Here is a 20507-nt window from a genome sequence, read left to right as displayed (position 1 = left end):
TAATTATCTGACTATCAGCATGTAATGAAAACTTGTCATTGGTACCCAAGGAGGGATCTGCAGATAGGGATCAAAGCTTAGCATCTGTATTTGCCAAACTTCTTCACCCACTTTTCTATTCTCAGACTTAGTTTAGTCTTGTTCTCAATATATACATCTATACCTGCTGACTTGCTGCATGGCATGTCACGGAAGTAACTTCCGCGCAACTGAAGAAACCAAACCACCACGTCACCCTGGAATTGACGGTAGTGAGGAATTGAATAATCTCTGACTATCAGCATGTAATGAAAACTTGTCATTGGTACGTGAGAAAGGATCTTCCTAAGTTGTTAATGGTATCCTTGAACTTAGTAAGATTCTTCGTGCCTCTCCGAGGCACGTTAGGCAAGTTCGGGACAGGCAAAATGACATTAAAAAGAGGTTTTTTAGGTTTGTTTCTATACGAACACAATTTAATCGGTTCTACTATATCGAACTCACATTAATCTACGTAATTCTTAAATTTGTAAACAATACCAAGGTTAAGCGCCTGACTGAGCTGTACCTCGTCTATCTGGTCGTAATCGTAGATCAATATCGCCCCCAATCCAACATCAATAAAGTTGTTGACCTTAGCTGTCAGCATAGCGTCTAACCGGTGATCCACCTTTCTCCATTCGAGTTCTCCGTAATTGGCGTATAAGATATAATTCCACTTCAGGTTAAGGTTGGGGGCTATATCCTTGTTAAAATCAGCCATCAGTTGAAATGCCAGCCACTCGAAACGTACCTTATCCCCTACTTTCACCCCATACCTTGCCGGTTCACCGTCTATTTCTCCATTTATGGCCACATCCTCATCCGTCACAATTGTTGCTCTCGGAGAGAAAGGCCCTAAACGTACTTTAAAATAATCTACAGGCTTGTACTCCAATCCCCATGAAGATGTGATGAAAGCGGGTAACATAAAATTGGAGATAAGAATATCCATACGCTCTCCGGTTAGCGGGTCCTCCACATCGTATTGGTAGCCCTTGTCAAACTGCGATAGAAAAGAAAGTGAAGTATAGAAGTTCCAACGCGTTGAAAGCTGACGGCCGTACTTGGTATCGAGAAAAAAGCGGTCTACAGATTTACGGCTGCTTTGCCCTTCGTTTTTCAGCACCCCATAAGCCAGGTCTATAATATTGTCCCAGGAGTGGACGCCTTTGGCATAGTTGGCTTTGTAGTTTAAAAAGGTATTCAAACCAATAGAGTTAACGCCACCACCCTGCCAGTTGTCAGAAAAAGAAGCCTGATTAAAGCTTAGGCCTACCCGGAAATCCTTTTTCCAATATGAGGTATCAGTGGTTTGTCCGAAGGAAAGCTGTCCGTGTAAACAAATGATTACCAGTAAAACAGCCAGTATAGAGTAGCGTTTTAAAGCCAATACATACTTCATTTTATTCTAGTTAACGTGGGATATGATAAGTAAACTTAGAATTAAAACGAAGTTGACTACAAATTGTTTATTTTAACCTCCTCAAGTGCAGTTTCCGTGAGAGGTTTTGTAATAAATTTGATGACATGGTTGTTGTTGACAATCTTGTCAATATCTCTCTTATTGTCCGAACTCGAGAGAATAATAACCTTACATTTGTCCTTTATGAGATCGTTGAATTTCTCAAATTCATATAGAAAGACAAATCCGTCAACTATAGGCATGTTGATATCCAAAAAGATAAGATTGGGAAGATTTTCAACATTATCCTGATTTTCTCTTAAATAATCCAGGGCGCTCTTGCCTGAATTTTTTACTTCAACCCTATTAGCAAACTTTGTGATCTCGATAATCCTTTTACTGATAAAATTATCAGTATCGTTATCGTCCACAAGCATTACTAAATCAATCGCTTTAGAGTCACTCAACTTCTTAAATATTTAGTTATTAATACTATTGTTTCTAAATGTACGAATTTGAACGAAAAATCCAGACCAAAAATAAAAATACTTGCCACTTCTCCGCTCAGCACTGCAAACATAGCAATTAAGCACAAATATTTTTAACGGTCTCCAGAGATAACTTTAAATCTCTCACTGCTTCAATATGAAAATTTTTCTGCAATAAATTAATTATTAATACTTATATTTCAATCAATTTACCTGTCTTTTTCTGATTTCTATCTTTTCTCCTAAACTTATACTGAAGTCCTTCTTATCGTTCCATGTCATTATTTCTTCAATTGTGACATCGTATGACCGGGCAATCTTATAGAGCGTATCTCCTTGTGCCACTGTATGATAAATTATATTTTCTGTTTTTTTGGCCTGGGCTGCAGGATCAATTTTATCCCGCTTAGCTTTTTCAAGTACTACCAGCTTCTGGTCTATGCTCAGTCCATCCGAAATATTGAGGTTGTTCCATTCGAGTAATTCTTTAACTGTCACCTCATATTGTTTTGATATCGCATACAGCGTTTCTCCTGGCTTTACAATATGTACTCGTTTGATGCTTTTCACCCCGGGCTCTTCTTCCTCATGAAGCAGAGGCTCATCTGCTACTTCCATATCACTCTCTATCGTATCTTTTTGCTCTGCTATGAGTATTTTTTCCTTCTCATCATCTTTTAAAGTGGTTTCTTCACTCATTGTCCTCGTGGTATCGGGCTCCACTATTTGAACTGCCGAAGTATCTCCTACCGGATCATTTTTAATAGCTACAGAAGGTGTGTGATCGGCTTTTGGCGCGTTTTGAGCCATTATTATTTGTTGTCCTGCCGGTTTATACTCCACCTGGCGATATTCAATGGCTATTCTGGCCGGCCTTATATACCTCAGCCAGAGCACCCTTCCCGGCTTGATCTGTTCCTCTCCACGTATCCTGTTCTTCATTTTGAGCTTTTTCAGCTTGATCCCAAATTTCTGCGAAATGGACCAGAGTGTTTCATCGGGTTGCGCCACATAGTAATGTGCATTGGCTTTAGCTCGTTTAGACTTAAAATAATAAACCTGTCCCTCTTGTATTTGTTCGGAGATCTCCAGATCATTGTACTTCAGGAATTTGCTCAGGTCAACCTCACCTTTTTCCGCCAGAGCCTTAGCATTATCTCCGGGCTTACCAATAACTCCGGGCAGATCGTTGATCTCAACCACACGACCGAGGGAGGCCAGTTTCTTATCTTCTATTTTAGGAAAGTTATCAGCTTGCGGAAACCTATACTCTATTTTCTTATCAACAACAGGTTTGTCATGTTTGGTAATAGACGCCAGAGTGATATTATCCAATGTGCTTACGGGAAGTATAACCGTATATTGCCTGTCGCTGGGGATCTTTCCCTTTCTGAGCCACTTGTTGTATGCCTCAAGCTGCTCATGGGCAATGCCGGTCTCCTGCGATATATCTTTCAGGGTTTTATTAGCGCCTTTCGCGTATTCCATAAGCCTGGTTTCTCCAGCTCCTCCGACAGCGCCCTCAAAAGCGACCTTGTGAGCCAGGTATTTTTTTACATACCAATAGGTTTTTTTATTGATCACCATGGAGCGGGCGCCCTTTTCGTCTTTGTTCAATGCTCTCATAGCTCCTCCCGCACCCATCTGGTAGGCTTGAAGGGTATGCAGCCAATTGTCAAAAAACTGGTTATTCTTTTTCATGTATCGTGCAGCGCCACGGGTAGCAGATACAATATTCATCCGCTCATCGATATGGTTATCCACCCTCAGACCAACTTCCAATGCTGTAAAATCCTTAAACTGCCAGAAGCCCACCGCATCAGAAGTAGAAACAGCATCAGGGATAAGCGCACTTTCCTGGAGCACCAGGTATTTGAAATCATCATGGATACCTTCCTCTTTTAACACGCGCTCTATTATGGGAAAGTAAGCTTTGGCACGTTCCACTTTGATGTTGAAATATTTGGGACTTTTGGTGAGTGCATCTACATCTTTTTGGATCTCTGCCCGCGCATCATCCATTAGTCTGAGCTTAATACCTGCAAACTCCATCCGGGTAGGGACCACCGGACTTTGCCCGAATACCCATACAGGAACCAATAAAAGAAAAAATAGTACCCTCATTACATCAATCTGCTATTTTACGCATTACCATTAAACCATCCCTTACAGGAAACAGAACGTTCTCCACCCGGGTATCATTATGTACCTTGCGGTTAAAATCGAGTAATGCCTGAGTATCTTTATCTGCTTTGTCCTGGTTGACTACTTTACCGCTCCACAACACATTATCGGCCACAATAAAGCCACCCGCTGTTACTTTGTCAATAACCAGGTCAAAATAATTCGAATAGTTGATCTTATCAGCATCTATAAAAACCAGGTCAAATTGTACTTTTAGAGCCGGTATAAGATCAACAGCATTGCCAATAAGATACTCGATCTTGTCTGACACCCCTGCCTTGACAAAATAATCCTTTACCATTTCCTCCAATTCTTCATTGATATCAATGGTATACAGCTTCCCGTCTTTGCTCAGTCCTTCTGCAAGACAAATGGCGGAATAACCTGTATAAGTACCTATTTCAAGCACATTGTGTGGCTTGATCATGTGACTGAACGCAGCCAGTACTCTGCCCTGCACATGGCCTGAAAGCATACGGGGCATCATTACGTGCGCATGAGTTTCCCTGTTCAATTGTTTAAGAAGCTCTGATTCGGGCGCTGTATGGTCTTCAACGTACTTTTGTAATTCCTCGCTTAAAAAATCCATATTAGTTAGTGTTTGAACTCTAGGTGACTTTAAGAAAAAATTAAGGTCAAGGCTTGCGAAGTGCCAAAAAGCGGAGTCCCGTACCGTTGTCGGGATGAGCATTTTTAGGGCGAGCATAACGCATACATTGACATTTTCTTAAAGACATTAGTTAGGTAAAAAAATAAGTTGGCTTAATTGATTCTCATCAAACATTTCATTGGCTATATCTCTGAGCCTGGTTGATGTCATGGTGCGTATATCATTAAACACCTCTTCCAGGGATTCTATTTTATTTTTGTCCAATATACTCTTTCCCATCATAAGCATCAAGCTCACATTGTTTTCCTCTGCCATGGCCAATTGCCCCATCAGTTGCTCTTTGGCTGTGTGCAACTGCAGTGTTCCCAATGGCTTTTCTTTGAGCTTTTCCAATTCTTTTTTCACTAAACGTAAGCTCTTTTCCAGTTGTTTTGGTTCCGTTCCAAAAAATACGCCAAACAATCCTGTGTCGGTATAGGGTTGGTAAGTCGCCTCAATGGAGTAGACAAAGCCATGCTTTTCACGCAAGGCCAGGTTTAGCCGTGAATTCATACCCGGGCCACCCAAAATATTCACCAGCATAAAGAATGGCAGCCTTTTGTCATCCATGTTGGAATATGCCGTACCGCCTATAGCACAATGCGATTGAGAAAGATTCCTTTGCACCTTTCTGATAGCGGGACGATAAGCCAAAAATGGCTGTCGCTCATAACCGGCAGCATATTGAGGAATATCCTTCAGGTGCTTTTCCGCCAGCCTGACCACCTTTTTAAACGGCATACTCCCTACGGAGCAAAATACCAGTCTTTCTGTATTTATATGATCCTTGATAAACCTGGTAAAATCTTCCCTATGAAAGGAACGCACGCTCTCGGCGGTTCCTAATATATTCATTCCCAATGGATGCTCGTTAAAAACTACATGATCAAATTCATCCTGTATGGCATCGTCCGGGCTGTCATAATACATGGCCATTTCTTCCAGTATTACGTTTCTTTCCTTTTCTATTTGCTTTTCCGGAAATACAGAATCAAAGGTAATGTCAGCTAATAGCTCTACTGCATTTTCAAAATAGTTATCTAATACGGAAGCATAAAAGGCTATTTTTTCTTTGGTGGTATAAGCATTGAGTTCACCCCCCACCGAATCAATGCGGTTAAGAATATGAAAGGCTTTTCTTTTGCCTGTGCCCTTAAAAGCCATGTGTTCCCAAAAATGAGCAATGCCCTGGTTTTCCTGCGTTTCATCGCGGCTACCAATGTCTAGCATAAAGCCGCAATGTGCTATTTTGGTAGTGGTCACCTGTTTATGTAAAACCCTGATCCCATTGGAAAGGGTATGCATCTCATAATCGATCATCTTTTTCTTTGACTCCTTCAAGCTGCAAATTTACAAGAAAAAATCCGGTTCAAAGGACGCTTTATCAATTTGTCATTTTACTCATGAACGAACACGATCGACCGCCAGCGGGCATGCATAGAATAGGTATTATGTAAAATGAGCTCAAAAAGCAACATTTTGTTTGGCACATACCTTGTATAAGAACTATACGTAACCAATCTCGCGATAAGATGGAAACCGTAGAAACAACTTTCACTTTAAATTACACCGAAGATCAATACCGGAAGGCTCAGGAATATGTCGAGGACATGAAGAAGCACCCTAACAGAGTTTATTGGATTGGAAAAAAAGGAAAAAGTGACGAAGAACTGATCATCTCACATATTGCTCACAAGATTTTGTCGGGTTTTTATAACAACTACGATCCTTCTTTTGCCAAAAGGCAGATCGTGGATATGAAAAATATGCGAACACGCTAAAGTATAGCCGCGCTAAGGTAGAAAATTTCTTGTGTAGTCTACCTGCTAAATTCTATCTAAAACCTTCTGTATGAGATTATCTACGATCTCTGCAGAATTTTTAGCGAATTTGTTTTGGACCCTGTTGGCTATTATGGCATTTACGCTCAATACTTCATGACCCAACAAACGCCCGAGCGAATAATAGCCGGCCGTTTCCATCTCGAAATTGGTAAGCCAGAATCCCTGGTGATGGAAATGATTCAGCGAGTCCAATAGCTTGGGGTACCTGAGTTCGGTACGTATCTTTCGCCCTTGGGGCGCATAAAATCCGGGACAGGTGACGGTATTTCCCACCACCATATCCATTGCTATCCAATCCTTCAGTGACTGGGAGCCTCTCACCACATAAGGCACGAACGGAAGTCCGGTTTGTTGCTGTAGCCCACGGCCTATCTCCTTTTCAAAATTATCCTGGGGAAGGTTGTAAAAACACATCAATGTATCCAATCCCACGGCATAATCAGACACCAGATGTGCACCCAGTGGTATATCTTCCTGAAGCGCTCCTGATGTGCCTACTCTAATGATCTTCAGCTTTCGCTTTCGACTTTTTATTTCCCTTTTTTTCAGGTCAATATTGGCCAGCGCATCCAATTCAGTCAGAAAGATCTCAATATTATCGGTGCCCATGCCAGTACTAATGACCGTTACTTTTTTTCCTTTATAAGTGCCCCGGTGAGTTATAAATTCCCTCCGGTTCATTTCAAAGTCTACATCGTCAAAATACTTGCTCACCATGTACACTCTGCTGGGGTCACCCACAGTTATGATAGTATCCGATATATGCTTGGGTAATAAATTGAGGTGATATACGCTGTTGTCCTTATTCAGGATCAATTCAGATTCAGGGATCTTTGCCATTAACATTTAAAGCTTAAGCCTCAAAAGATAGGTATTTAACCGTGATAATGAAAAATTTTAGTTATTAATTAAACGTTTACCTTGTGTTATGCTTCCACAATTTGGGCGGGGTTCCCAAATACAGTCTTTCCTGCAGGAACATCTGCAATTACCACAGATCCGGCTCCTATTCTGGCTCCTTTTCCTATTTTAACACCACTGACTACAGTAGCACCCGATCCTATAAAAACCTCGTCACCCACCACAACACCAGTGTTTACCACACTTCCGGCACCTACCTGAACAAAATCTCCTATCTCCGCACCATAGTCAATTACAGCATTGGTATTTAAAATACAATGATTGGATACTTTCGCATTGTCAGCAACTTTCACGCCCATATTCACAAAATTGCCATGTCCGATATATGCCGTTTCTGCAATTACAGCGGCTCTATGAATAGCATTTACCGGCATCACTTTTCTTCGCTCATTAAGCATTTTCACAATGCTCTTTCGATACTTGTTGTCATCCACGGCAACAAAAGCCTCACATTTTTTACCTATAAGCTTCAAATACCCATCGTCATCAGTGCTTCCTAAAACACTGATCTCATCCAGCTCAGTACCATGCAGGCTGGCATCATCATCTAAGAAACCATAAATAACCACCTCATTGCTTTCAAATATATCTCTGGCTGCTCTTCCTAAATTGTTAGCACCGAAAATTATAACGGGATTTCTCATAGCTCTTATTTTTTTAAGGAGGCCAAAGTTACAATTCGATATCTATTTAATCAATCTATTCAGTTTTTCAATGAAAGGATTGCCCATAGTGATCAGAAGAAGAAGTATCGGAAGGAATCCTACTTTATAACGAACCAAAGTCCCAAAGTTAGGTGTGGAAAGAGCGAGGAATACGGCCAAACCAACGCAGTAGATAATGCCGCCCCATACAAGCAGTCGACTTTTATTATCCAGCCTTTGGGAAATCTGAAAAAAAGCTAAAACAAAAAGAAAAAAAAGAATGAGGTTCTCCATTCCTGCCAGTACCTGATGCCATTGCCCCCCTTCCCCTATGAACGGTCTGAATAAGCCCGAAATAAGCGCCATCGGGCTGTTGTATAGAATACTTGACCAGTCAGCAGCAGTAAGGTTACGATAATGAATTATATCTTCCGGAGATGATAATTCTACATAGGTATGATAATTATCTGCAATAACTTCAGGCATCCTCTCCAAATAAAAATTGGGGTGTAGCCTAGACACTGCAAGTAATAGCAATGCCGACAAAAATAACTGCAGGGCCACTTGATATAAAGGAGACTTTAAATTAATTTTTCTTATTACAACATGCGTGATAGCAATTGAAACTATCACCAATAGCAAAAGACCTGCATAGTAATATTTTGTGCTCCACAGAAGATATATCATCCCAACATCCGATAGCGCCCCATAGAATGAAAGATGTTTTTTATGGAACAGATAGTCGATAAATGAAGCCAATAAAAATCCCATGGCTCCAACAGCCACGGCCTCCTTGATAACACCTGCGCTCCAAAAAACCACGGACGGAAAATATAGCAGAGAAACAAAAATGGCTGTCCGGCTACCAGGATACCGCTGCAATAGCTTTTTAGCAAATGCCAACAAACCTGCACTGCTAAATACGGAAAAAAACACCGATGTGAGCCAGTAGTTATCATAGGTGACCAGGTTTACAAGGCTTACCAGTTTTACAAAAAATAAAGCTCGTGGTTGGCGAAAATAAACCAGTTGAGACATAATTTCTCCCTCATTAAAGGCCATGAACCTAAAATATGTAGCTATATCTTCACGAAAGAGAGTGGTAACCCTGGTCGCCTCACTAAAATAAATAAAGGTATCACCACCGGCATAGTAGTAGCTATAGAGCAATCCCATGCCTATTCCTCCAAGAATTTTCAATATCAAGGTGGTGATTACCACTTTTCGCGGGATAACCCCATCCAGGCTTTTTATGAGCCGCCATATAAAGAGCCCCAACAGCAGAATGCTGATAATTAAGAACAGCAGATTCAACTTTTATGGATTAATGAAACACCTATATTACAAGAAAGACATCTATGCTTAATGCAGTATTCGTTATATAATTGTATCAGCGCCTGGGAATCAAATGCGGAAGAATTTTTCACTCCCAGATCGGACCAGTAGTTGGTGATCTTATTTTTTTCAGCTTTGATGCTCTGAAGCAGCGCTACCGCTTTATCAATAAAGGAGGCATCATCGGTATATTGCCCATAAGCAACCAGCAACGGGGCAATGGTGTTGATCCCTATGTTTTCAACACTTGACATCCCTAACGAAGCCATCTTTTTCCCGGAGCTCTTTCCAAATTGATAGTGTTCGCTCCAGTACTGCGACTGCTCTACAATTAGTAGCTTCCTGAGGTCTTTAACGGATTCTGTTTCCAAGAGACTTTTAAACAAGGGGTGGATATGGTGGATCATTCCGGCAAATTGTGCAAGTCTGACTGTGGGGAAGTTGGCTGGCCGCAGCCTTAGAAATCGCCATTGGACAACTGAGAGCCCCTCCTGCATCTGATACTTGTGTTTTAAAAAAGCATATTCCTTAGCTAACTGACTTTGATAACCATCTACCGGATCTTCGTCTAAAAAGCCTGCCTGACCAAAAACAAGCGCCTCTACCTGAATGCCATTATCGGCATGCTTTTTCAGTATTTTGTATGGAAGTACTCGAGCTAAATGAAGAAAAGGTTCGCTATTTACTTTGAACCCAAAGTTTTTAGCCAAAAGCTGGTATGCAGTTTCCTCCCAATCCTGTTTATTGTCAGATAGCAACTCATTAACTGAATTCGCTTTAGCAGACAGGCGCTCCATTAAGATTTTGTCCAGTGTAGATATCCAGGTAATGTCGGAAATATTGTGAAGCTGTTTTTCACAGGGAATGTTATAAGGACTGTTCAACAGTTTTTTATAACTGAAGATCATCTCCTCCGAAACCAGCCCCTGCAACTCCACTACCGGCAGAACAGTTTCATCCTGCCGCCTGGCTTCCTGGTTATTTTTCCAAACCACGTGCAAAATTACATTGTTGTAAGCTTTATCGTACTGGTGCGCATGGACAGACCAGTCTGAAGAATGGACATGCAGCTCTACATGACCCCGCCATTCCATCTCCCCTATCCTGATCCTTGCTTCCTTAAAATCCGGACCGGCATCGGTGTTGAAGTAACCAGGGTGGATAATATTAACAGACGCTCCTTCCGAGGTTATCAATGCTCTTTTATCGAAGTACTGATACTGCCATATAAAATGAAGAAAAGCTTCCTGCATGGCCAGGTGTTTAGGTATATTGATCTAAAAGTCGTGCCATCTCCTGTTGTATTTTGGCTGCTTCCTTTGAGGCCTCCTTTGCAAAATTCTCGTGTTGCGAGACATATATAATTCCACGTGAGGAATTTACCAATAATCCGCATTCACTGTTGAGTCCATACTTTGACACTTCCTCCAGGCTACCCCCCTGAGCTCCTACACCGGGTACAAGAAAGAAGTTTTCGGGGGCTATTTCCCGAATGCGCTCCACTTTATCAGCACGGGTGGCTCCAACAACAAACATCAACTGATCGGTTGTCGCCCATTCCCGGCTTTTTATTATCACATGCTCATAAAGAGGCCTGTGGTCGCGCTCATCAATAATCAATTGAAAATCGGCACTCCCGACATTTGAGGTGTGCGCCAGCAGAATAACCCATTTATTATCAAACTCCAGAAATGGCTTCACAGAATCTTCACCCATATAGGGCGCTACAGTAATTGAGTCAAAATCCATAGTCTCAAAAAAAGCTTTGGCATATAGCTTTGATGTATTGCCTATGTCTCCACGCTTGGCATCAGCTATGGTAAATATGTTCTTTGGAATATATTCCAGCGTTTTCGCCAGGCTTTCCCACCCCCTAGGCCCGAGCGCTTCATAAAAAGCAATATTAGGTTTATAGGCCACCGCATATTCATGGGTAGCATCAATGATCTGCCTGTTAAATTCAAAAACAGGGTCTTCCGAATCTAATAAATGCCGGGGTATTTTATCGAGGTCTGTATCCAGACCAACACACAAGTAAGAGCTTTTATCCTTGATCTGCTGGAAGAGCTGAGCTTTATTCATGGAACAAAAATAGAAATTATGTTTATAAAGTCTAACCACCCGTTGAGAGATAGCCTGCTATAGGATATAAAAATAAACCCCGGCAGCTATTTGCCGGGGTTTATTTTTATAGGTTTGTATTTTCTGCGACTATCTCAAGTCAATGATCTCCACTCCAGGATATTTAGTGGCATCGAATGCAAATTCCGAATCCTTAGGATTAATATTTTCCTTGAAGTTCTTGAATGAGTAGGTGTATTTGTTACCACTTTTGTCGAACATGGTCCAGCTTTTCAGACTGCTATCTTTCTTAGATACAAAAAGTTTGATTTTAAAGAATTGAGCATCCTTATTATTAGGGACCAGATCAATCGCTGAAACGGGCTCTCCTTTGTAAGTCTCTTCACCTATATAGATGTATTTATAACCCTTTTTATAGGCATCATAGATTTTTGAAGGCGATATTTCATCTTCATCAGGGTTGTAAGTATCAATATTCACTTCATTGGCATCGGGCAAGTACGTCCAAACTGTGACTCCGTTGTTGATCACAATCTGATCATCCATTTCCAGCTTATACATATCACCCTTCACAGTGATCTTTCCCCCAAATTCTTCATTGATGCCATCTACATCATTAACCAGTGAGGAGGTTATCTCAGCGCTAAATCCGGTCATATTCCTGTACTTGGCGCTCATGGCGTCCAGTATTTCTTTTGCCTGAGGATCATTCTGCGAGAATGCTGCGAACCCCACTAGCCAAATCATCATTAAAAGGGTAATTCTTTTCATTACAGTTGTGTTAGTTTATCTACTGAAAAAATAGTTTGCAAAGTTAATTAATTCAGGTCATTCAATAATTGTTCCAAACTATATTCGTCCTGTATTAATACTTCTCGTGCCTTACTTCCTTCAAACGGGCCCACTATTCCAGCAGCCTCCAACTGGTCTATTAAACGGCCTGCACGATTATAGCCCAGCTTTAATTTTCTTTGGATGAGTGAGGTACTTCCTTGCTGGTGCATAACGATCAGTCGGGCGGCATCGTCAAATAAAGCATCCCGTTCGGAAAGATCGATCTCACCAACACCCGAACTATCTTCGTCTCCTTCAAACTCAGGAAGCATATATGCTGATTCGTATCCTCTTTGAGAACCTATAAAATCACAGACGTCTTCGACCTCCGGTGTGTCAACAAAGGCGCATTGCAAACGAATAGTATCCGAACCTTGCGACAACAACATATCTCCCATACCAATAAGCTGGTCGGCGCCACCTGTATCCAGGATCGTCCTCGAATCAATCTTCGAAGTCACTCTAAATGATAATCTTGCCGGGAAGTTAGCTTTTATAACACCCGTAATTACATTTACTGATGGTCTCTGGGTAGCAACAACCAGGTGAATACCAATAGCACGAGCCAACTGCGCCAGACGTGCAATAGGTGTTTCTACCTCTTTACCGGCAGTCATCATCAGGTCGGCAAGCTCATCTATTACCAGCACTATATATGGCAGGAATCGATGCCCTTTCTCCGGGTTTAGCTTACGACTGATAAATTTAGCATTATATTCCTTCAGGTTCCTGGCTCCACCCTCTTTGAGCAGGTCGTATCGGTTGTCCATCTCAATACAAAGAGAATTGAGAGTATAAACCACTTTTTTGGTATCTGTAATAATGGCTTCTTCGCTATTAGGCAATTTGGCCAAAAAGTGTCTTTCAATTTTATTGAACAGCGTCAGTTCAACCTTTTTCGGATCAACCAGCACAAACTTCAACTGAGAAGGATGCTTTTTATATAGTAGTGAAGTTAGAAGTACGTTCAGCCCCACAGATTTACCCTGCCCGGTAGCTCCCGCCATCAGAATGTGGGGCATTTTGGCAAGGTCAATCACATGCACCTCGTTAGAGATAGTCTTACCCAGCGCTACCGGGAGTTCTTTGTCACTCTTCATGAACTTCTCAGTAGAAAGTACTGATTTAATACTTACCATCTCCCTGTTTTTGTTTGGCACCTCGATGCCGATAGTTCCTTTACCAGGAATAGGAGCAATGATCCTGATACCCAGTGCAGCCAAACTTAGTGCGATATCATCTTCCAGGTTCTTGATCTTGGATATCTTTACTCCTGCCTCGGGCACTATTTCGTAAAGCGTTACAGTAGGCCCAATGGTGGCCTTAATACTGGATATACCAATTTTAAAATTGACCAGCGTTTCAATGATCTTATCTTTGTTCTGCTCCAGCTCCTCTTTCGTTACCTGTACCCGCCCGGCATCATATTCATTGAGTAGTTCAAGTGTCGGATAATGATACGAACCAAGATCAAGTGTCGGATCGTAATTCTCCTGTGTTGAAGCAGTTTCTTCGTCAAATTCTTCTTCAATGGAGAAGACCGGCTCTTCGGGGGTCTCCTGCCTTTCAGGAATGTTAACATCCAGCTCTAATTCAGGCTTTCTGGTATTCGCTACAGGTCTTGGCTCTAACACTATCTCCTGCTCCATTTCTTCATCCTGCTCCTTTTCCTGAACAACCCAGTTGTCCTCATCATCAGGATAACCTTCCAGCAGGTCATCATCTCCTAACTCTTCCATTCTATCATTTCCTGCCACTTTCTCATCTTCGTTTTTCACGGCATCATCCACTTTCCCCTTAGGGGTAAGAATAGTAGTGACGTCAAAGTAAAATATAATGAAAGCCAGTAAGGAAAATACCAAAAGCATTATGGTACCCCAGCCTATCAGGCCTTCAAGAATAATGGAAAGCTGGTACCCGATACCTCCACTCAAAAAGCCCCACTCTGAAACACCTTCAGCATTAAACACAAAGTAGCCTAAAAGGATACTCAGCCACAGCGTAAAAAAGAAACAAAATACAAAAGTGGAATAAATAGAGATGATCTCCTTTTTGAAAACGATCTTATAACCGATCAGAAATAGTAATGGTGGTGTAAAAAAGGCCGCCAGTCCAAACCACCTGAAGATAAAATAGTGTGAAACCACTGCTCCGTATAAGCCCAGCCAGTTTTCAGCTTCCCGGCCTGACTGGATCATACCGGTTTGTCCTACAGCCTCCACCACACTCTGATCAGCCTTACCTGTGAACAAGTAAGACAAAAATGCTGTGAACAAAAACAGCGAACTGATCAAAAGAAAGAAGCCAAAAGTAAGATGAAACCTTTTGTCTTTTAAAAAGCCGAGGTTGAGTTTCAGCTTTTTCCCCTTCTCCTTCTTTGATTGCTTAAAGGTATTTGACTTGTATGTATTCTTGGCCATTGTGATAAAAAAACAAAACTAATAAAAAAATAACGCCATAACCAGTGGAAAAATGTATTGCTACTCACTGTATTTTTTCAATGATATTCAGACCATTAAAAAGCGGTTGTAAAGTAAATTTAATAAAAACTGATACAAATTTAATCTGCAGGAATTTCTAAAGCCTGACATTTAACAGTGCCTTATTGATTTTTTTTATAAGTGAAGGCCCTTCATATATAAAGCCGGTGTATACCTGCACTAAAGAAGCTCCCGCCCGGATCTTTTCCAACGCATCTTCAGCCGACATAATACCACCCACGGAAATAATCGGAAAGTCAGGCCCCAATTTATTACGCAAAAATTTCAGAACTTCCGTAGAACGGGCACGAAGTGGCAGCCCGCTCAGGCCACCCGCTCCAATTTTCTGCACCTCGTGCTCCGGTGTTTTTAGTCCATCTCTGGAAATGGTAGTATTGGTAGCGATTAAACCATCTAAGTTCACTTCCTTCACTATATCAACTATATCATTAAGCTGATCGTCTGTCAGATCAGGAGCGATCTTCAGTAATATCGGCTTTGGAGTTTTTTTTTCTGCATTGAGCTTCATAAGTCCGCCCAGCAATTGCGTAAGGGGCTCTTTGTCCTGCAGGGCGCGTAGGTTAGGAGTATTTGGCGAGCTTACATTAACCACAAAGTAATCAACAACCTCAAATAGCTGCTCAAAGCAGGTCCGGTAGTCATTAAAAGCTTCTTCGTTGGGAGTAACTTTATTTTTCCCGATGTTACCGCCTATTAGTACGGAAGACTTTCTTCTCCTCAGACGTGCCACGGCTGCATTGACCCCCCCATTATTAAAGCCCATTCTGTTGATAATTGCCTGATCGGCTGGAAGCCTGAAAAGCCGCGGTTTGTCATTGCCAGGTTGTGCCTTGGGAGTGAGCGTTCCTATCTCTATAAAGCCAAAACCAAAACAGGCCAGTTCATCTACAAGCTTAGCATCTTTGTCAAACCCGGCAGCAAGTCCAACGGGGTTGCTAAATGTAAGGCCGAACATCCTTCTTTCAAGACGCTGATCAGTATAATCAAACCTGGTGCGCCATATGGCACGAATTCCGGGAACCTTTCCTAAAATTCTGATGGTCTTAAAAGTGAAATGATGAATTTTTTCCGGATCAAATCGAAAAAGAAGCGGTCTTACAAGAAGTTTATACACGATGAGTTCATTTTTCGTGACAAAGATAAAGTTTTCATAAGAGAATTTATTATATTAAAAGAGGGCATTTGGTGTTCTATTGAAATGGCATAAAGATCAGAACCTGACATTAAGATGGGATGGCATGTATTTTGAAGATGATATTCAGAGTTAGTAGTTGGACGGCTGCCTCAATTGGTTTTACGGTAGCTATAAATAAAGTAATAAAATGAACGTACTTCTTATTGATGACGATGAAGATACCAACTTCCTGATGGGTATATTGATGAAGAAATCACAGGTTGTTGATCTTTACGCCATCCAATCAAACGCAACTGCTGCTCTTGATTGGTTAAAGAAAGAAGAGTTCAAACCCGATTGTATTTTCGTTGATATACAAATGCCGGACATGAATGGTTTCGCATTCGTGGAGGTTTATGAGAAACTATTTGTAGAAAAATTTCCACAAACGCAGCTCTTCTTTCTCTCCAGTTCGGCCATACCGGAAGACCAGGAACAGGCAAAAAAATTCAGATCGGTACAAGGATTTATCACCAAGCCACTCAACCCTAAACAGTTGCAAGAGATCAATGTTTGTTTTCATAAGGAGCCTATTCAACCTTCAAGCCCTGTATGCTTCATTAGTTCAGATGAAGTCAGGCCAGAGTATAGAACTCCTCCACATAAATTGTAGCTACTCATTTTAGTTGGCAGTTGGCAAAAGCAGTAGGCAATAAATCTTCCCCTTTCAATACCTACGAACTGTACAGGTTAAGATCCAATCGTTCGTGAATAAAATCTTTTTCTGTAGCTGGTATTTTGGCTGACCTTGCTTTTACATCGGCATTCACTCTGGCCATTACTTCCACTCGCTGCACTTCAAAGGTATGCTCCTCAATTTTCAAGAGGTTATCATAAGGACCGCGTTGTGATATTAGTTTTACAAAGATAGGGGCCGTTTCTACTGCAATAAAAAGCAAGATCACAAACCAGTTAGCCCAAAAAATAGCGCTGCTTTGAGCTGTCAGACGATCCAGGGCTTCCATACGAGCAGCAGGGCCGTCAAGCCGTTCCTGTTCCATGGCCATCAGTTCGCCCTGCATCTGCGCGTCAATCGTAGCCTGTTCCTGCAGCTTTTGGCTGATCAGCGCTCCATTTTTCTGTTGCAGTTCAGTCAGTTCCGCCTCTACTTTATCAGCATTTTCCTTTTTTATCTTATACACCGGCCCCGGATTTCTTTTTCCGGTTCCTCCGGTACCATCGGCTTCCTGCTGAGCGATACGCCTTAGCTCATCTCTATTGGCTGCCTTACGTTCAATTTCTGTTTTTAAAGCATCAATTTCATTAGTCAATTGCTGCCTGCGTCCAGCATATCTTGCAGTCACTTCCTGCTCTTGCCGCGAGAAGGTTTCCTGCTCCATTATAGCCAGCTCGCTTTTTATTTCCTTTTCAAATATTTTCATTTCCAGGGGTTTGGCAATAACCAGTGATATTAATACAGCCAACAGTAGCCGTGGTATGGCCATGACGAATTCCCGCATGAACCTCCCCTCTTTCCGCATGCTGGAGACAATATAGCGGTCCAGATTAAAGATCATTAGCCCCCAAACGATACCAAACAAAGCAGCCCACCATGCATTGTCCACTACTGTGAAGAGTGCATAACCGGCTGCCAGGGCTGCAAAAATTCCGGTAAAAAGTACTGTAGCCCCGATACCCACATATTTGGTAGCATCAGAAGGACACTTTTGAAGTAAAGTAAGGTTAGCACCGGAGCAGCGCCAGAAGAATATTTTGAGTTTTTCCATGAATAGTAAACGATTTTGGGGCTTAAATATTTTTCATAACTAAATATATGCCAGAGGAAAAATCTGCCTTTATCCGGTTGAGAGCGCTCATTAAGAACAGCATACCGTTCTAAAGCGGACAGTCAAAGTGTTCAATTGTGCATACTTATAACAACCCCGAATCCAAGACACTTTTCTTGGCCCACAGGAAGGTTTCATACATGAAAAAGCTAGACGTTGGTATGATTCAGATATGAAACATCAATTTACTGAACCTGCCGACAACTGAAATCAAAACACGGCTGCTTTAATTCTTACCTGGTGTCTCTAAGAAAACTCTGGTCATCATGGTGCCTGTCCCGGGCTTACCACCATAGCCGTTAACTTAAGCACTCCGCTAGAAACTCAATGCCTGTAGACCTCGTGAAATGATGGAAAAACTCTAAATCCAATTATTTTTATTCCTCGCATTGAGTTATCACCTCACCCTTGAACAGGCTGAAATATAAGCACAGAAGAACCGCCCTCTCCTCAAGGAGAGGGATGTACAGACTGCAGTAAAAACACAGGCTTTTGATGGGTGAGGTGTGAAACATGTATTTTCTAAAAGTCATAGTTTCTTTAAGTTACCGCATATCTCCTCTGGGACTATATTTACTGTTAAGTTAACAGCTATGGGGCTTGCCACGGGGAGAAGTCGAAGCGATCCCCTCTTAATGCACGCCAAGGAAGAGGGAATTGCCGCACTTCCGTTACCAATGACGATAAGTTGTGAGTTTTCTTACAGACACTACCTAACAGCTACGAGAATACTTTTTTGTATATTTGATAACAAAATAAATCCAGATGGGTAATGCTGCAAGTTGTCTGGTATACTCCTAAAAGAGAGGGCATCACCTTTTTATTAACTTCCGATAGATAGTAAATATGACTGCTTTAAGTAAACTATATGAACAATACAAGTCTCTCCAACTAGATAAGATCCAAAATTATGATCGCTATAATGAATTATTACTCATTCATTCAAGTAGCGCTATGGAAGGTTCAACACTTACACTAGATGAGACCGAAATGCTTATTGAGGAAAATGCTACACCAAAAGGTAAGCCTTTGGAACATTCATTAATGATCAAAGATCATTATGAAGCATTAAAGTATGTCATTGAGCAGTCAAAAAATATAAATCAAATTTCGGAGCCAATAATAAAGAAAATTGGCGCGCTTGTTATGCACTCCACCGGAGGAGAGTACAGTTCTGCCTTGGGCACTGTTGACTCTCGTTTGGGTGACTTCAGGTTATCAGCCTCCCGGGCTGCAGGAGGCAGTTATTACATAAGTCATGAAAAAATCTTGCCTATGATGAATGATCTCTATCAGAATATTAACAAAAGCATCAACAGCATACTATCTGTAGATGATATAATGTCATTGTCGTCATATGCACACCTCCAATTGTTAAGTATTCATCCTTTTATTGATGGAAATGGTAGATCTGCAAGGTTGCTGCAAAACTTAATTTTGTTAAAACACAAATTACCGCTACTCATTATTAGACATGAGCATAAAACTGACTACATCGCTGCCATTAAACAATCACGAGAAAAGGAAGATGTAAAGCCGTTTCAAACCTTTTTGGAAAAGGAATACATTGATCATATACAAAATGAGATAGATAGAGCTAAAGCCATGAGTAAAGGTAATTCCAAGGGAATATCGTTTACGATAAATTTATAAACAGAACAACCACGCGTTCATTTCTGTATAGGTATACCCTTTCATTTTATACTTTTATCAGCTTCTCGGGTGAAACTCCTGGATCACCTGCCGTAAGTAATCCCTGTCCAGATGGGTATAGATTTCGGTAGTAGTAATAGATTCGTGCCCCAGCATCTCCTGAACAGCGCGAAGGTCCGCACCACCCTCTATCAAATGTGTTGCGAAAGAATGCCGGAAAGTGTGTGGGCTGATATTCTTCTTCATTCCGATTTTTTCTGCCAGATTTTTTATAATGGTAAACACCATCACACGTGTGAGTTTCTTTCCTCTCCTGTTAAGAAATACGTAATTCTCATGACCAGAGGCAATATTAAGGTGTATCCGAACCTCTTTTGTATAGATCTTCAGGTATTTCAAGGCATCCCGCCCTATGGGCACAAGTCTTTCTTTATTGCCCTTACCGATGATCCTTAAAAAACCCACATCTTCATACACATTGGTTAGTCTCAGGTCTATAAGTTCAGAAACCCTGAGGCCTGAACTATAAAGCACCTCCAGCATCGCTCTGTTTCGCTGTCCTTCCGGGGTGGAGTGATCAATCGCCTCAAGCAGTAGTTCTATCTCATGGTAGCTAAGTGTATCAGGCAGCTTACGGCCCAGCTTCGGTCCCTCTATCAAAGCCGTAGGATCTTTGTCTATCAACTCATCAAACATCAGGTACTTGTAGAAAGCCTTGATGCCGGAAAGTACCCTGGCCTGGGTATGTGGGGTCATGCCTAATTCATTAATATACTCAAGAAAATCCTGGAGGTGTACAGAAGTGATCTGCATCGGGCTCACCTGCAAATTGGACATGTCAACAAACTGTTTTAGCTTTACAATATCGTGAATGTAGGCCTCTATGGAATTTTTAGAAAGTGATCTTTCCAGCTTCAGGTAGTTTTTAAATTGATTGATGTAGGTATCCCAGTTCATGAGTAAATTTCACATAAAGGTGCATTAAATA

The 20507-nt window shown here is 41.4% G+C and carries 19 protein-coding genes; 3 read left to right on the top strand and 16 right to left on the bottom strand.

The window, feature by feature from the left end:
- Positions 1–77: 77 nt before the first annotated feature.
- The 6 genes from C900_RS29960 to C900_RS16390 form a co-directional block, all read right to left on the bottom strand.
- Entirely contained in the window at positions 78–284 is a 207-nt protein-coding gene (locus tag C900_RS29960) for a hypothetical protein (protein WP_009581199.1), read from the bottom strand.
- Between the two features lie 200 nt (positions 285–484).
- Positions 485–1423: a DUF3078 domain-containing protein gene (locus tag C900_RS16410; protein ID WP_009581198.1), complete on the bottom strand. Its 939-nt coding sequence runs from the start codon at positions 1421–1423 to the stop codon at positions 485–487.
- Between the two features lie 56 nt (positions 1424–1479).
- Positions 1480–1860 (bottom strand): response regulator, encoded by a 381-nt coding sequence (locus C900_RS16405; protein ID WP_009581197.1) that lies wholly within the window; start codon positions 1858–1860, stop codon positions 1480–1482.
- 255 nt (positions 1861–2115) lie between these two features.
- Entirely contained in the window at positions 2116–4035 is a 1920-nt protein-coding gene (locus tag C900_RS28555) for a lytic transglycosylase domain-containing protein (RefSeq protein WP_009581195.1), read from the bottom strand.
- Positions 4036–4039: 4 nt separating this feature from the next.
- Positions 4040–4684 (bottom strand): O-methyltransferase, encoded by a 645-nt coding sequence (locus C900_RS16395; protein WP_009581194.1) that lies wholly within the window; start codon positions 4682–4684, stop codon positions 4040–4042.
- A gap of 147 nt (positions 4685–4831) precedes the next feature.
- On the bottom strand, positions 4832–6064 hold the full coding sequence (locus C900_RS16390; RefSeq protein WP_040496950.1) for a M16 family metallopeptidase: 1233 nt from the start codon (positions 6062–6064) through the stop codon (positions 4832–4834).
- 212 nt (positions 6065–6276) lie between these two features.
- On the opposite strand from C900_RS16390, the gene C900_RS16385 reads away from it, so the two are divergent.
- Positions 6277–6525: a hypothetical protein gene (locus C900_RS16385; protein WP_009581192.1), complete on the top strand. Its 249-nt coding sequence runs from the start codon at positions 6277–6279 to the stop codon at positions 6523–6525.
- 45 nt (positions 6526–6570) lie between these two features.
- Here the strand turns inward: C900_RS16385 and C900_RS16380 are convergent, their stop codons facing one another.
- The 8 genes from C900_RS16380 to C900_RS16345 form a co-directional block, all read right to left on the bottom strand.
- Entirely contained in the window at positions 6571–7428 is an 858-nt protein-coding gene (locus C900_RS16380; protein WP_009581191.1) for a nucleoside phosphorylase, read from the bottom strand.
- Positions 7429–7514: 86 nt separating this feature from the next.
- Positions 7515–8153: an acetyltransferase gene (locus C900_RS16375; RefSeq protein WP_009581190.1), complete on the bottom strand. Its 639-nt coding sequence runs from the start codon at positions 8151–8153 to the stop codon at positions 7515–7517.
- A gap of 42 nt (positions 8154–8195) precedes the next feature.
- Complete coding sequence (locus C900_RS16370) at positions 8196–9467, bottom strand: hypothetical protein (protein WP_040496949.1); 1272 nt, start codon at positions 9465–9467, stop codon at positions 8196–8198.
- On the bottom strand, positions 9464–10741 hold the full coding sequence (locus C900_RS16365) for a DUF2851 family protein (protein WP_009581188.1): 1278 nt from the start codon (positions 10739–10741) through the stop codon (positions 9464–9466). Before C900_RS16365 ends, C900_RS16370 begins: the two co-directional genes overlap by 4 nt.
- A 10-nt stretch (positions 10742–10751) precedes the next feature.
- Positions 10752–11570 carry an orotidine-5'-phosphate decarboxylase gene (gene pyrF, locus C900_RS16360; protein ID WP_040496948.1) on the bottom strand — a complete coding sequence of 273 codons (819 nt, stop codon included), beginning with the start codon at positions 11568–11570 and terminating at the stop codon, positions 10752–10754.
- A gap of 129 nt (positions 11571–11699) precedes the next feature.
- Positions 11700–12341 carry an outer membrane lipoprotein periplasmic chaperone LolA1 gene (lolA1, locus tag C900_RS16355; RefSeq protein ID WP_040496947.1) on the bottom strand — a complete coding sequence of 214 codons (642 nt, stop codon included), beginning with the start codon at positions 12339–12341 and terminating at the stop codon, positions 11700–11702.
- A 47-nt stretch (positions 12342–12388) separates the two neighbouring features.
- Entirely contained in the window at positions 12389–14824 is a 2436-nt protein-coding gene (locus C900_RS16350) for an FtsK/SpoIIIE family DNA translocase (protein ID WP_009581185.1), read from the bottom strand.
- A 157-nt stretch (positions 14825–14981) separates the two neighbouring features.
- Positions 14982–16019: a quinone-dependent dihydroorotate dehydrogenase gene (locus tag C900_RS16345; protein ID WP_040496946.1), complete on the bottom strand. Its 1038-nt coding sequence runs from the start codon at positions 16017–16019 to the stop codon at positions 14982–14984.
- Between the two features lie 208 nt (positions 16020–16227).
- Here C900_RS16345 and C900_RS16340 point away from each other — a divergent pair, with 208 nt between their 5' ends.
- Complete coding sequence (locus C900_RS16340; protein WP_009581182.1) at positions 16228–16692, top strand: response regulator; 465 nt, start codon at positions 16228–16230, stop codon at positions 16690–16692.
- 61 nt (positions 16693–16753) lie between these two features.
- On the opposite strand, the gene C900_RS16335 is transcribed toward C900_RS16340, so the two are convergent.
- The gene (locus C900_RS16335; protein WP_009581181.1) at positions 16754–17806 is read right to left on the bottom strand and encodes a DUF4407 domain-containing protein; all 1053 of its coding nucleotides are present in this window, start codon (positions 17804–17806) and stop codon (positions 16754–16756) included.
- A gap of 906 nt (positions 17807–18712) precedes the next feature.
- Between C900_RS16335 and C900_RS16330 the strand changes: the two genes are divergently transcribed.
- Entirely contained in the window at positions 18713–19519 is an 807-nt protein-coding gene (locus C900_RS16330; protein ID WP_040496945.1) for a Fic family protein, read from the top strand.
- Positions 19520–19576: 57 nt separating this feature from the next.
- On the opposite strand, the gene xerD is transcribed toward C900_RS16330, so the two are convergent.
- Positions 19577–20476: a site-specific tyrosine recombinase XerD gene (xerD, locus tag C900_RS16325; protein ID WP_009581179.1), complete on the bottom strand. Its 900-nt coding sequence runs from the start codon at positions 20474–20476 to the stop codon at positions 19577–19579.
- Between the last annotated feature and the right edge of the window lie 31 nt (positions 20477–20507).

Origin of the sequence: Fulvivirga imtechensis AK7 (assembly GCF_000331535.1) — a bacterium.
Lineage (GTDB): Bacteria > Bacteroidota > Bacteroidia > Cytophagales > Cyclobacteriaceae > Fulvivirga > Fulvivirga imtechensis.
This window is presented reverse-complemented; position numbering and strand designations above follow the sequence as displayed.